The organism is Fructilactobacillus sp. YLN 2412 (assembly GCF_059488745.1).
The window spans coordinates 79,763-95,207 of record NZ_CM183165.1 but is presented as its reverse complement, the minus strand read 5'-3'; the positions used below and the strand labels follow the sequence as shown (position 1 = coordinate 95,207).

Below are 15,445 nucleotides of genomic sequence, written 5' to 3'. Positions count from 1 at the left end.
ACTCGTTGATTCCGAGTTGCTCTTGCTACTTGAGTCACTTACCGAAGTACTCGTTGATTCCGAGTCGCTAGTACTCGTTGAAGTGGAAGTACTTACTGATGAAGCACTATCACTTACTGATTTACTTACGGAAGCCGAATCACTGGTACTAGTTGAAGCTGATTTACTCAAGCTTGCCGAAGTACTTGCACTATCTGAAGTACTCTCGGAAGCACTTTCACTATCAGAGCCTGATTCAGACCGTGGGTCTGAGCTTGACTTACTCATGGAAGCACTGTCTGATTCTGATGCTGATTTACTTGCAGAATCACTGGTACTCTTTTCAGTTGAGGTACTGATACTTGTACTAATTGAAGCACTGTCTGAGCTTGAAGCACTTGCTGAAGTACTTTCTGAACCGGTATTGCTTTGGTTTGAAGTGGAAGTACTTGCGGATTCGGAAGTACTCTTTGCTGCAGAATCTGAATCACTGGCACTCGTGGAAGCTGACTTGCTTGTACTTTCTGAGTCAGTTCCTGAACCACTCTTAGATGCTGAGTCACTTTCACTATGCACAGTTGAAGTACTGTCACTGGCACTTGCTGAAGCACTATCACTTGCATTTGATGAAGATGTTGACTTCGATCCACTAGTTGAAGCACTGTCTGAAATACTTGTGCTTGCACTATCTGATTCAGCAGATGTGGACTTACTTGTGGAGTTACTATCAGTTGATACTGAGGTACTTTCTGATCTTTCTTTTGAAGCACTCATACTATCAGAAACTGATGCACTTTCAGAATCTGAATCACTCTTACTACTTGAGCCACTTACGGAAGTACTCGTTGATTCAGAGTCGCTAGTACTCGTTGAAGTGGAAGTACTTGCAGATTCGGAAGTACTCTTTGCTGCAGAATCTGAATCACTGGCACTCGTGGAAGCTGACTTACTCAAGCTTGCCGAAGTACTTGCACTATCTGAAGTACTCTCGGAAGCACTCGTGGAAACACTTTCACTATCAGAGTCTGATTCAGACCGTGGGTCTGAGCTTGACTTACTCATGGAAGCACTGTCTGATTCTGATGCTGATTTACTTGCAGAATCACTGGTACTCTTTTCAGTTGAGGTACTGATACTTGTACTAATTGAAGCACTGTCTGAGCTTGAAGCACTTGCTGAAGTACTTTCTGAACCGGTATTGCTTTGGTTTGAAGTGGAAGTACTTGCGGATTCGGAAGTACTCTTTGCTGCAGAATCTGAATCACTGGCACTCGTGGAAGCTGACTTGCTTGTACTTTCTGAGTCAGTTCCTGAACCACTCTTAGATGCTGAGTCACTCTCACTATGCACAGTTGAAGTACTGTCACTGTCACTTGCTGAAGCACTATCACTTGCATTTGATGAAGATGTTGACTTCGATCCGCTAGTTGAAGCACTGTCTGAGATACTTGTGCTTGCACTATTTGATTCAGCAGATGTGGACTTACTTGCGGAGTTACTATCAGTTGATACTGAGGTACTTTCTGATCTTTCTTTTGAAGCGCTTATACTATCAGAAACTGATGAACTTTCAGAATCTGAATCACTCTTACTACTTGAGCCACTTACCGAAGTACTCGTTGATTCCGAGTCGCTCTTGCTACTTGAGTCACTTACCGAAGTACTCGTTGATTCCGAGTCGCTAGTACTCGTTGAAGTGGAAGTACTTACTGATGAAGCACTATCACTTACTGATTTACTTACGGAAGCTGAATCACTGGTACTAGTTGAAGCTGATTTACTCAAGCTTTCCGAAGTACTTTCACTATCTGAGCTACTCTCGGAAGCACTCGTGGAAACACTTTCACTATCAGAGTCTGATTCAGACCGTGGGTCTGAGCTTGACTTACTCATGGAAGCACTGTCTGATTCTGATGCTGATTTACTTGCAGAATCACTGGTACTCTTTTCAGTTGAGGTACTGATACTTGTACTAATTGAAGCACTGTCTGAGCTTGAAGCACTTGCTGAAGTACTTGCTGAACCAGTATTGCTTTGGTCTGAAGTGGAAGTACTTGCGGATTCGGAAGTACTCTTTGCTGCAGAATCTGAATCACTGGCACTCGTGGAAGCTGACTTGCTTGTACTTTCTGAGTCAGTTCCTGAACCACTCTTAGATGCTGAGTCACTTTCACTATGCGCAGTTGAAGTGCTGTCACTGTCACTTGCTGAAGCACTATCACTTGCATTTGATGAAGATGTTGACTTCGATCCGCTAGTTGAAGCACTGTCTGAGATACTTGTGCTTGCACTATCTGATTCAGCAGATGTGGACTTGCTTGCGGAGTTACTATCAGTTGATACTGAGGTACTTTCTGATCTTTCTTTTGAAGCACTCATACTATCAGAAACTGATGCACTTTCAGAATCTGAATCACTCTTACTACTTGAGCCACTTACGGAAGTACTCGTTGATTCAGAGTCGCTCTTACTGATTGAATCACTGATTGAAATACTTTCAGAATCTGAATCGCTCCTACTGCTTGAATCACTGATTGAAATACTTGCTGATTCAGAATCGCTCTTGCTACTTGAGTCACTGATTGAAGTACTTGTAGATTCGGAATCGCTCCTACTGCTTGAATCACTAATTGAAACACTTGCGGATTCGGAATCGCTCCTACTGCTTGAGTCACTGATTGAAATACTTGCTGATTCAGAATCACTCTTGCTACTTGAGTCACTGATTGAAGCACTTGTGGATTCGGAATCGCTCCTACTACTTGAGTCACTAATTGAAGTGCTCGTTGATTCAGAATCACTCTTACTACTTGAGTCACTAATTGAAGTACTCGTTGATTCAGAGTCGCTCTTGCTACTTGAGTCACTGATTGAAGTGCTCGTTGATTCGGAATCACTAGTACTGCTTGAGTCACTGATTGAAGTACTCGTTGATTCAGAATCGCTCTTACTACTTGAGTCACTTACAGAAGTGCTCGTTGATTCAGAATCACTCTTACTACCTGAGTCACTAATTGAAGTGCTCGTTGATTCGGAATCACTAGTACTACTTGAGTCACTTACAGAAGTACTTGTGGATTCGGAATCACTAGTACTACTTGATTGACTAATTGAAGTACTGTTTGAAATTGATCCATGTTTGTTTGTTACATAAACGTAAGTAACATCACCATTATCACCCCAGTTAGTTAATGTTCCTGAAGCAGGCAAACTCCCTTGACCCATACCAACATAAGTATATCCATCAATATTTAATTGACTGGTTGAATAAGGATCGCCTTTATATGCACCTTGTGGATAACTAACTTCCCCATCAGCAATTTTGTTACCTTGAGTATCAACATATTTAACATTTACAGTCGCAGATTCATAATAATCAAAACTATTAATTATAAATTTATGTGCAGCAGGAAGGTCGCCTCCTGTAGAAGCACTTACTGAAAATGCTAAAGACTTATAAGAAGTATCAACTATTTTACTCCATGTAAGACCATTATACTTAATCGTCATTTCTCGATTTGTTACATTGTAAGCAAGACGAAATGGCAAAGTAGTCCATGGATTATCTAAGAACTGAACACTACTTTGATCAAGAATAGGGTCCCCTTTGGAATTAGTACTTACAAATCCACCATATGGATCATAAATACTTCCATATGGTATTGACTGACCATCCGGACCAAGAGGTGGTTCATCAGGTTTATCTGCACCATTGTAATATCCATCCAACTTAAACCCAAAAGCATCTAAAAGCCCACCAATTCCAAGTGAGCTACCACCATCTCCAAGTTCATCAACATTCCCAGGATGGAATGTAAATCCCATTCCATCTGCTCCTTCACCAAAATAAACTTTACCATCTAATGTAAAACTTTGATTAACATTGATGGCGGTTTTTAATGAAAAGCTTCCAACTTGATGAAAATCATCATTAGTAATAGTAATTGTACCAGTAGCAGGATCATATTTAGCATCACCGTTAAGATTAAAATAATCTAAAAAATTATCCTTATTAACTTTTGCTTCTCCGGTTTTAGGATCAACATTAGAATCAGCAAACTGTTGAGGTTGTGCTGCAAAGTTTGTAACAGCATTTCTCAATTGGTTTTGTGAATCTTCACTAATTGAAGTTGATTGTTGTGCTGAAAGACTTTGTTGTACTTGTTCAGACATTGACGATTGTTGTGATGCTTGCAATTGGCTGTCTGCTAATTGACTACTGCTTTCGCTAGTTGAAGCATTACTGTCAGAATCAGAACCACTTTGTGTGCCTGACTCGTTGCCAGCAGCAAAGAAGCGGTTTGCACTTACTGAGTCTGATTGACTATTACTTGCAACTGCAAAGTTTTCAATATTCTTATTGCTAGTTACATTATCTTTGTCAGTAGCTTTGGAATTGCTAAGTGACTGACTGTCTTGGCTTACCTTGGTAGATTTATCGTCGCTTTGACTTGCTGCATTGTCAGTAACTGATTTACTGTTTGATGCATTCTTGTCAGTGTTGCTAAGTGACTGACTGTCCTGGTTTGCTTTGGCAAAGTTATTTACTTTAGCGTTATTATCTTTTTGTGAACCGTTATCTGATTTACTAGTACTTTGTGTATTATCATTTTCTGATTGTGAGGTTGAAGTGCTCTTAGATGTAGCACCATTATCTTCATCAGAAGATGAATGTGAATCAATGCTATTAGATTGATTACTAGTAGATTGGGAACTAGTTGATTCAGAGGTGGCAGGAATCGTTTCTTGTTGTTTGTTCACCAATAAGTCATTTTGATTCTCTGCTTGTTTTGCAATTTGTTGCGTGGCATCAGCTAAGGTAGTTGGAGCACCTAAAAATAAACTGGCTACAATACCTGTTACAGTTGCTGTTCCAGAAACAAGCCATTGCTTACCGGCTTTATACATTCGAAAACGAACTTTTTTATTGTTTTCAAAAAGTGTTTCACGCCTTTTTTCATTAAATCTACTCATGGAATCCCTCCTTTGTTATATATATCATCTACTGTCAGTTATCTCCCTCAACAAGCAAAATAACTTAAATACTAATTAATTCTACTTTTTCAAGGGGCATATGCTTCCTTTTCAAAATATCATAATAAGCCTGTGTAACTTGTACCGTTTGAATAGTAGATATACGGTCATACAATATATTTACAAGATTAGCTCTTACTTTTTGATTATCATCTAATGGGCTTTCACTTAAACGTAAAATATTATGAGATTTTGTTCCACGCAAAGCAGTAAGCTCAACTCCCATATAATAAATAATCACTGTATCTTGATCAGTTACGATACGCTTAACCTGATCATTGTAAAAGTCTGGCAAATTATCGTAATGTTCGATAACTTCTTGTGTTTTTGGATCCTCAACCGTAATGTAATTAATCACCCCCTCATAAAGGTAATAGCGAACAACGGGTCGTTGTTTTTGATCATAAAAAACCATTTCCAACATCTCGTTTTCAGCATAGAAAAGATTACTAAATAATGTTCCATCGAAAGCATATTCTTCAATATAATCCAAACTGCCATCTTCATTGGTATAACGAACATCTTGGACTGCTCGTCTAGTATTCGGATACAAATATTCTTTCCCAATCTCTTCTCCACGGTCTAAGATTGAAATACTACCATCCCGATTTACAAAAATCTTTGCCCAAGATGGAACTGGGACATCGTTAAAAAACCGATATTTTCCAAAATGATATTTCCGATGAGTCAAATGATCCAAAACGTTATAACCATTGATATTGGCTTCACCAAAATATGCCCCAATTTTTGGTGCGGAAACCAATGAAATAACATTTGGGGTTTTATCGTCTTTAAACTCAGACTTGATTTTTTTCCATTGATTATCGGAAACAACGTTATTTACTAGTACGTAATCCATCCAACAGCATCCTCCATTTCTTAGCGATAATATGATCCTGGAAATCAGCTACTGATTTAGCAGTAGAGCTCTGTATCCTATGATAATTACCAGACAACAATTTGTTCATGGCAGATTCAATTTGTTTTACATTATATTTATCATCACCACGATGTAAATCTGCAAGATAACCATTTACACCATCATGAACTAATTCTTGGGCTCCAAAACGAGCATTAAAGGTAATAACTGGCAATCCAGAATTCAAAGCTTCAATATAAGTCAGCCCAAATCCTTCTGAAAATGAAGTTGAAACAAATGCATCATATTCAGGGTAAACATGCTCTAAATCATTGGAAAGTCCCTTGAGATGAATATAATTCCCTGCATGAACATTTTTAATGGTTTGTTCCAACTTGTTTTGTTCTTCTCCTTGACCATAAATATCAAACATAACTTCAATACCTTGATCATGAAGATTTGCAATGGCTTTAATTGCAATATCAATATGTTTTTCAGCTGCTAGACGTGATGCCGTAATAAAGCGGAATGGTTTGTGTGGATTACGATTCTTCTGCTTAGCAATACCATCTCGTACACCGCCAACAGGGATAGCAGTTACAATATCATCGGCAGTTGGATCATCAACCAGCATATCCTGACGTTGTAATTTAGTTGCAGTAATGACTTTATCGGCCTTATGTAAATCTTCCAATAAGAATTCATAATGGTCGTTCCATAATGGATACTTTTTATCATCCCGATTGGACAATTGATCAGCATGCACTATGTAAATAATCTTTGAGTTAGGAATTCGATCCCGCATCAAAACATCATCTGCAAACTCGCCTCGATCAATAATAAAATTACTGTTACCACCGTATGCTTTATCAACTTGTTCAAAGAAATAACGATGTAATCCATGCAAGTTACGGAAAAACATATGTTGTCCATTTTCATCAAAAAGATGAATGTTAACGACATTTGCACCGCGATGAGCATCATTTTCAATTTCATACATCACTTTTCGTTCTCCGGTTGATGACCTAAATAATTCAACTCGAGAAATACCAACTTGTAAAACCTTATTATCAGGATGCTGTTTGTCTGGTCCTTTATAAAAATGCTGGACAACTCTCATGCCGGAATCAGTGACAAATTCACGTTTCCGGTTAGTATTCGTAGAATCAACCACTGTGGTCCCGCTGCTAGGTTTAATCCGTTTAGCAAGTCCGGTCTTTAAATAATCTCCGCCCAAAACGAGATATTCCCAGAGATTTAAAACCTCATTATCTTTCAATCCCCAGCGATCCATTGCCCGATGTAATTCGGGAACTAAATTTAAAAATAAAAATCTATACGGGATACTTTCTTGTTTAAAACGTCGAGCTCGATAAAATTCGGCATGCTCCACACCGGAATTACCGATGCCCATTGCCTGATTAACGAAAAAATTCATAAAAACCTCTACTTTCCTTTCAACTTCATATCTACAGAATTAATTAGATTTTGAGCCTTTAAATCATTGGCCTTCCAATTAACTCGTTTCTGTTGAAATTGTTTTTGAAAATCATTACCAACATATTGCAGCTGTTTTGAATCCCAACTGTCATTAATCAAAACTAATCGAACAGGAACATCTAAATTTGTCTCTGGGAGTTCAATGGCATCTATTACTCGATGAAAATTACGCACCATGATTTCACCAGTTCCTGCTTTAGATGTGGCTCGTGGAATAAAATCAATAAACCCCTGCTCTAAATGGGACTGAATCTGATAATTTTTCAACATAGATTCGGGAATCATTAATAATCCTCGAAAAAGGAGTTTAGTGTTATTGAATTTTACCAGCGATACTTCATATTCTTTTTCTTCATCATCCAACCGAAAATCAAGTTTCGATTCCAAAGTCATCTTTTGGTTTAACAGCTGTCCACTTTCATCAAAACTCATTACAGTTAGACCAACTGAATTTTCAGGCGCTGCTGACCCACTAAAAACTAGCGAAAACACTTGATTCCTAGGTAACTGTGGTAGTCTTTTGCTTCCATAACGAGTTTCATTAAGTGGATCAGGATCACCATAATAATGTGTTTCCCACCAATGAATTTTTTTCCCAGCTGGCTGAAGTTCATTTTGATACTGAACCGTGCCATTATTTTGATAATTAACCTGTGCACCATAAGTATCAGTATTGGTATCATCTGAGTCCCAATGCAAAATGTACATTGTTTCCATTTATTTTTTCTTCCTCTTCTTTTTCTTGGGAGGGCGTTTTCGACCATATTGTTCCAGCAGATGCCAATAGTGACGCTGAAACCACGCAACAACCTGGCCAGTTTGATCATTATGTCGACCCTCAAATCCTTTTGCTAACAGCTTTCCAGTTGGATTTAAAATCTCAAAACGTTTACGGATTCCTTGATAAGCATCACGATTATAGTCATCTTGAAACATATAGGCGATTGCTAACGTAGTCTGACTTAATGAACCATTTTCTAAATTCTTCCAAAATCGCTGATCTAATTTTTGACTCGAATTTTCAGACAAATCGTTTTCAAAATAAAGCTGCATATCTTCACTAGTGCGAAAATCATTTGGACGTTTAACTCGTCCATTTTGAGCAATTGTCCCTACTTCTGTTAATGGCTTTCCAACTACGATTCCACTAGGATTTAGTTTGGCACCATAATACAAAGCACCAAATGTTCCCATTGACATCCCAGATAAGATTAAATCATTATCTTTAAAATGTAATTTTTTTAAAGTGTCTTTGATAGCCTGAACAATTTGCTTTTCAAATGCTTCATCGCCAAGATAAAAAGCTCCACCTTCCAAACGCCAATCAGAAATTAATAGAAATGGTGCCCCAAAATTCTGCATCATCCGTCGACCTTCATAACCCTCTTTAGTTCTATATCCAGCAAAGTAAACATTAAGTGGTGGCTTTAAGTCGCCAGCGTCAAAATAAATACCAACATTACCCTGTAGCTTTTCATCTGAAATCACTTGATCATTTGGCATCATTTCACCATATGGTCCACGAGAACGACGAATGTGAAGATTTCCAACTTTAACAGTTCCGCGACCTTTTCCATAAATTAAAACTTGAAAAAAAGTTGATTTTTCATCGCTAGAAATTGCAAAACTTTTTTGGAGTTGTTTACCTTGTAAAAAAACGGATTGAATTAATTCATGAGTCTGAGCATCAATTTGATTGATTTTTATTCCAATTCTACTTTGTGAGCCTTCTTGATAATCAAGGGATATCTTATCGCCCATCTTTTCAGGAATATAAGTAGAATCATTAGGAGTCATCAATAGTTCCCAATCATCACTTGGATTTAGCTCTAATTCGTGGTAGATATCTCCACGCTGCGATATTGATTTAACTGACTTTTTATTAATGTGCCATCCACGTGCATCTAATCGATAACCATCTGGGTCATAGTAAAAATAATGTTGAATGTCACTCATCAATTGTTGTGGTTTGATGTTGGAATCAAAGAAAAATGCTCCTTTAAGCTCTAAAATATGTTTACTTTCATCGCTTAACTTTACAGTTGAATTAACTAATAACTCATTAGCTGGTAATTTTTTTAAAATATCTAAATCGTCGAACCAAGGAAATCCTTCGTCTAGAATAAACACAGCATTTCGATATGCCGGATTTAACTTTCCGTTCGTTTTAAATAACGGTTTATCCGTCACAAATTGTTGATGAAGATCTGGCTGATCTGATTGATAGTATTGAAAATCATCACTTAAATAGTCAGAATAAGTCGTCCAATCCCGATCACCAAACTGAATTACTGGGGTTATAATCTTTGGTTTAGCCATCCATCATCACCACCTTCCAGCGCTTTAATAGTTTATCTGGTTCATATTCTTCTATTAAACTAACGCTATCAACCAATCCTTGATTCCAATGATGTAAATTCTGTAAAAAATAATTAACCTGTTCAAGCAGTTGAGTACTAGTGGTTTCTTGAAATCCATTACCACCTTGTTTAACTAAATCAGTTACAGCAAAACTGATAATTGGAACTCCTGTTGAAATTGCTAAAATTTGTTTACGCAAATCTGCTTGAACACTCTGATCAATAAAAAGTCGAATTTTACTGAAAATTTCATTGATGTCGTCCTTCTCAGTTACAAACTTAATCCTAGAAAGAAAATTACCAACACGATAAAATTGATGAATTTGTTCATTATCCAGCACTTCTGGCTCATCTTCTAAATGTTCATCTAGATAATCTATCCATTCAGCTTCTGTACTAAATAATTGTGGCTTCCCAATCTCAAAATATCTTTGATAATCACTACCATCAGGATCAACGGTTGTGATACTTTTAATCCACTGTTTTGCTAAAGATTTAATTAAATCTTGTTGCACTGTTGGTGCATCCATCAATAAAATTGTTTTTTCATTTTTTAAAACCATAGGAAGGATATTCATCAAACTTTTTTCAATCGTTTCGTTAGACTGCTGCTTAAACTGCCAATAAACAATTTGAGCTTCAAATTCATTGCTAGCACCCAAATTAAAATCAGTCGGATAAGGTTCGATTGCAGTAGTATCAAGTTTTTTATGCTGATTAGTTTCATTTTTTGTAAATTGTTTCTCCAAAATTTGACTAGGAAAAACCCATTTTACTTTTTGATTAGATGAAACTCTATCTCTAACTTTAGCTAATGAAACATCTTGATCTAATAAAGCAATTTTACGAACAGCAGGGAGCTTTAAGTAAAATTGATTTTGCAGATCAGCTCCCGAACGAAATGCCGCAATTGCCACTGAGGGACGTTTGAAGCGTCTGCTATAAATTTCTGCTACTAATTGATTAACGTCAACATAGCTGTCTTTTTTGAAAAATTTTCGAAAATCAGGATTAATTGTTACCTTATTTTTAGCATTTATTTCTGCTACTGCTTCATGAAATGGAGTAAACCATTTCATTTTGATAAGTTTTTTTTCATGCGTACACCATTTGGATGTACTAAGAAAACCACGATCATCATAGTTATCAATTCGTATATAACCATCATCTAAAAAGTGAATCACTTGTTCAATTTCAATTTGATTATGAAGTTGTACTTCCATTTTTAACTTGTTATTTTGATATAACCATAATTTATTATTACTATTGTTGAAAATCGGCTCCATACCATTTGAAAGCGAAAAGTCATAAATAGTAAGTGGTAATCCGTTTCGATCCTTTACTTGTTGTATATCATCAAACGCATTCCAATAAGGAACATTTTGTAATCCTGTCGCCTGCAAATCCCGATTCAAGGTATAAGACTGTTGTAAAAAAACTAATTGAACATTTTGTTCATTATCACTTTGTAACATGTGTGCCAAAACCACTTCTGGTAAATCAACCAGTGCTTTATTCTGGCAATCTTTAAAGTTTGGAATGATTAAGCTCAATTACTTCCCTCCTTAAAAAATACGATAATGATTCTTACTGTAAAGAGCACGAATCTGATCCCACAAAACTTGAATTAAAGTAACCAGAATAGCTATACTCCCGATGTAAAGAGTGTAATTAGCAATCCCTGGATATTTCAATCCAATTATTAAAGGAATCGCTGCCATAATTACAAAACATAATCCTCCAAAAGTTGCCATTATGAAAAAACGATCCAACAGATATTTACTAGTATCTGAACCTGAGAAAATCCCAAAAATGTATTCATTGTTTTCTTTCATTTGCTTAGTCAGTCGTAATGGCTGTACGGTAATAAAGCCGAATGCATAGGTTAACAACATGATAATAATTCCATAATTAACAATTCCTAACCCTGTTTGCTGATTTGTCATAAGCAAAATAAACTTTCCTAATCCTGTTTGACTAAAATCATAGTTACCTTGAACTAAGTTTCTAGGTAACATGAATAAAGTAGATGAAAACATAAATGGCATTGCCCCAGCAATCAATAGTTTTAACGGAAGATAAGATTTACTACCACTTCCTTCCATTAATGGCTTCTGTAATGGAATGCGAAGTTCGATTTGCAACAACATAACTAAAATTATAATAACTAGAAGTGTCACAATCCCAGCAACTATTAAATTAATTGGGGTTAGCTTGTAATTAAATGAACCCCACCCAACTTGTAAAGTTTTTGGCAAGCCCATTAGTACTCCTGGCAAGATCATCATCGAAATACCGCCCAACCCTTTGTCATTGTTTAGATTACCTAAAAAGACTGTAAACATGGATCCTGCGACTAATATTAAAACAGCACCAAAACTAATTATTGAAGTTGGTACCTGAGTGTTCCCAATATAAATCGGTTTGAGAGCTGGCTGAACATACTGCAACACTGGATATCCTTGCAAAAACGCAATAATCAAAGTAATGAATTTTTGAATATACCCTGCCTGATTTATTGACATACGATTAATTGACTCTAAATCTAATGATGTCAACGCCTGCCAAACGATTAACCCAGTCATATATGGGCCCAATCCAAGAGAGAAAAGGGTCGGAACACTTAATTGTCCACCTACTGCTACTCCTAAAAATTGTAAATAGGTTTGTTTCTCTAAAGCTACATGAGCAACCGTTGGATCAATTCCAGGCAATGTAACTGCTTGTCCTAACAAAAGAATGGTTAAGAAAAATAACATCCAAAGTGTTCGTGATAGTAATGTATGTGTTCGCAAAAATTTCATTTTAATTAGTAACTTCCTTTTCTTTATGGAAATTCAATATCAACAGTTCCATCATCTTGGGGAATTACATCAGAATTAGTGATATTTTTCACTACTTGCAGATTAATTGCATCACGCATTTTTTGATACGACTTTTGTGCTTCTTTTTGAAACTCAAAAATAGGATTAACCTGTGCAATTGAACGACTCTTAGTAACCCGCATTAACATATCAAGTTGATCAACTTGATCAACCCATCCCTGATCAACAGACCGTAAAATTGCAAGTCTTTCAAAATATAACCATTGATCTGCATGTGGTAATTTTTTATGCATTATTTTTAAACGATCATGCATTACCTGAAGTAATAATCTTTCTTTTTCTTTATCAGACAAACTGTTTAAATCTTGATCTGCATGAAATTCAGAATCAATATTTTGATAAATAAACTCTAAAAGAGAACTATCAGGATTAGGCAATTCCTCTTTTTCATAAACAAACTGATGTGCTACCTTTTTAAAACAAAGCTCAACCACTGGAGCTAAATTTTGAGATTGCATAATTAAGTTTCGCTCTCGATAAACACTATCACGCTGTAAACGAGAAATTTCTCCATATTGCAACGTATCAAATCTAGCGTTACGTTCTTGGTTAGTCAGATTCTTTTGAGAAGCATCAATGGCATTACGAAAACGTCCCTTATTATTTAATTCCTGCTTTTCATTGTCAGCGTTTCGATATGCAAACTTACGAACGTGTTTAGAAGCATTTTCTGTGACGACTTTATCTTCTAGTGAAACATAGAAAACACTCTCACCAGGAGATCCTTGTCGCCCAGCCCTTCCTCGTAATTGATTATCAATTCTGCGGTTCTGCATTCGTTCGGTTCCTAAAACTAAAAGTCCACCCAAATTTTCGACTTCCTTATCAATTTGAATATCTGTTCCTCGACCAGCCATTGAAGTTGCTACAGTTACAGCACCAAGTTCCCCAGCATGTTTAATAATGTCAGCTTCTTTAACCTCGCTTCTGGCATTCAACAAACTATGAGGAATTCGTTCTTTTAATAATAAATTAGAATAAAGAACTGATAGTTCTAATGATCCAGTTTCAACCAAAACAGGACGTCCCTGTTCATGAGCTTTTTTAACAACATCTAAAGTTGCCATTAATTTGGCTCGATTCCCAATAAATAGGTGATCGGGTAAATCTTTTCGAATATTAGGTTTGTTAGTTGGAACTTTAAAAACTGATAAATTATAAACTTCCAAAAATTCCTTTTTATCAGTAGCAGCCGTTCCTGTCATTCCAGCTAATTGGTGAAACATGCGAAATAAATTTTGATAAGTAATAGTTGCCATGGTTCGTTGCTCAACTGAAGTTGGCAGTTGTTCCTTAGCTTCTAAAGCTTGGTGCATTCCCGCCTGCATTTTCATTCCTGGGAGCTCACGTCCGTTTTCTGCGTCAATTAAAACTATTTCATCATCTTTCACAATATAATTTTGGTCTCGATTTTGAATATAATTAGCCCTTAAAGCTAAAACCAAATGTCGATAAAGATCTTTCCACTCTTTAGAAAGTAAATTATCAACATCCAAATATTGTTCCATCTTTACAATTCCACTTGGAGTAAACCAAGCATTTTTTAAGTCGTCACTGGTTTCATAATCAGTGTCTTTTTTTAATAATCTCACCACCTGATCAGCAGTTTGGTAATAATTTGACTGAACACGTGGCACTCCAGAAATAATTAGTGGTGTCTGGGCAGTATCTAACAGCACAGAATCTGCTTCATCAATCAATGCAAAATTCAAATCACGTAAATGCTGATCGCTAATCGACTTGGCAAGGTTATCGAATAAATAGTCAAATCCCAAAGTACTATTAGTGGTATAAACAATATCAGAACCATAAATTTCATCTAAATCACGATCTTCTGGCTTGCTGCCAAGTTCTGGTACTGCACTGGCAACCGTTAGACCCAGCCAACGATATACCTTCCCCATATCTTTAGCATCTCGAGAAGCTAAATACTCATTGGCAGTAATCAAAAAATTCCCAGAGCCTAATAATCCATGAAGATACATTGGCATCGTAGCAGTCAACGTTTTCCCTTCACCAGTCTTCATTTCAACAATATTACCATCTTCCATGGCAACAGCTCCTAGTATCTGAACCGGAAAGGGACGCATCCCTAAAACACGCTCACAAGCTTCACATACAACTGCATATGCTTGAGGCATAATACTTTTTAATTTTTTGGACTTACAACGAACTTCTTTACGCAATTGTTGAGTTTGTTGTTGTAATTCCTCGTCATTCATTTGATGATACTTGGGAGCCAACGATTGAATCTTTTTAACTGTTCGTCGATATTTTTGTTTTTGCAATAAGCTGATAAAAATCACCACCTTTTTAAGTCAATACTATTAATTGATTATTATTTTTATAAGATATATAATAAAATTATTATGAAAAAAAACAAAAAATTACTTGATAACGATTTAGAAAAACGCTTCAACAAATTAGATAAACAACATCCAAAACCTGAAGAAACAAACATTAGAGATATAATTTTAAAAATTACTATTGGTTTAATTGCAATTATTTTAATTGGAATAATGCTCCTCCCCGCGATAATTAACAATTAATAGTGATTAAAAAAATTATAATCAAGCCCTTTATATTATTGTATCATCAATATTTGTGATGTAAATAAATATTATTCCTCTCTTATGACCCACCAAACTGCTGTCACAGCAGTCATAATCATCAATTTTATAGAATAAAATTATAAATATTTTTTATACAAAATAATAAAATGAACTTGTAATTAATTACTTTAACCACTGAAATTGTATTCAACACTTTTAATTAGACAATTATTTTTTTGCATTAAGCACGAAATTAATTGTCTAATTTAGCATCAT

General features: G+C 36.1%; 8 protein-coding genes and 1 pseudogene. 1 reads left to right on the top strand and 8 read right to left on the bottom strand.

The genetic code is table 11. The annotated features are described in order from the left end of the window. Nucleotides 1-16 precede the first annotated feature (16 nt). Nucleotides 17-3,085, top strand: coding sequence for a hypothetical protein (locus tag AC0GLR_RS00410; RefSeq protein WP_495604862.1), 3,069 nt, complete (start codon nt 17-19; stop codon nt 3,083-3,085). Between the two features lie 104 nt (nt 3,086-3,189). On the opposite strand, the pseudogene AC0GLR_RS00405 reads toward AC0GLR_RS00410, so the two are convergent. The 8 genes and pseudogenes from AC0GLR_RS00405 to secA2 form a co-directional block, all read right to left on the bottom strand. Continuing rightward, nucleotides 3,190-4,887 (bottom strand): annotated as a pseudogene (locus AC0GLR_RS00405) (lectin-like domain-containing protein); the annotation flags it as partial. A 130-nt stretch (nt 4,888-5,017) separates the two neighbouring features. After that, nucleotides 5,018-5,872, bottom strand: coding sequence for a hypothetical protein (locus AC0GLR_RS00400; RefSeq protein WP_495604861.1), 855 nt, complete (start codon nt 5,870-5,872; stop codon nt 5,018-5,020). After that, complete coding sequence (locus AC0GLR_RS00395; protein ID WP_495604860.1) at nt 5,850-7,310, bottom strand: glycosyltransferase; 1,461 nt, start codon at nt 7,308-7,310, stop codon at nt 5,850-5,852. The genes AC0GLR_RS00400 and AC0GLR_RS00395 overlap by 23 nt, the downstream gene beginning before the upstream one ends. Before the next feature lie 8 nt (nt 7,311-7,318). Then, on the bottom strand, nt 7,319-8,089 hold the full coding sequence (locus tag AC0GLR_RS00390) for an accessory Sec system protein Asp3 (RefSeq protein ID WP_495604859.1): 771 nt from the start codon (nt 8,087-8,089) through the stop codon (nt 7,319-7,321). Further along, nucleotides 8,090-9,691, bottom strand: a complete 1,602-nt coding sequence (gene asp2, locus AC0GLR_RS00385) for an accessory Sec system protein Asp2 (RefSeq protein ID WP_495604858.1) — start codon at nt 9,689-9,691, stop codon at nt 8,090-8,092. It lies immediately after the preceding gene. Further along, on the bottom strand, nt 9,684-11,285 hold the full coding sequence (gene asp1, locus AC0GLR_RS00380; RefSeq protein ID WP_495604857.1) for an accessory Sec system protein Asp1: 1,602 nt from the start codon (nt 11,283-11,285) through the stop codon (nt 9,684-9,686). The genes asp2 and asp1 overlap by 8 nt, the downstream gene beginning before the upstream one ends. Nucleotides 11,286-11,297: 12 nt before the next feature. Next, nucleotides 11,298-12,536 (bottom strand): preprotein translocase subunit SecY, encoded by a 1,239-nt coding sequence (locus AC0GLR_RS00375; protein ID WP_495604856.1) that lies wholly within the window; start codon nt 12,534-12,536, stop codon nt 11,298-11,300. A gap of 23 nt (nt 12,537-12,559) precedes the next feature. Then, nucleotides 12,560-14,905, bottom strand: coding sequence for an accessory Sec system translocase SecA2 (secA2, locus tag AC0GLR_RS00370; RefSeq protein ID WP_495604855.1), 2,346 nt, complete (start codon nt 14,903-14,905; stop codon nt 12,560-12,562). Nucleotides 14,906-15,445 lie beyond the last annotated feature (540 nt).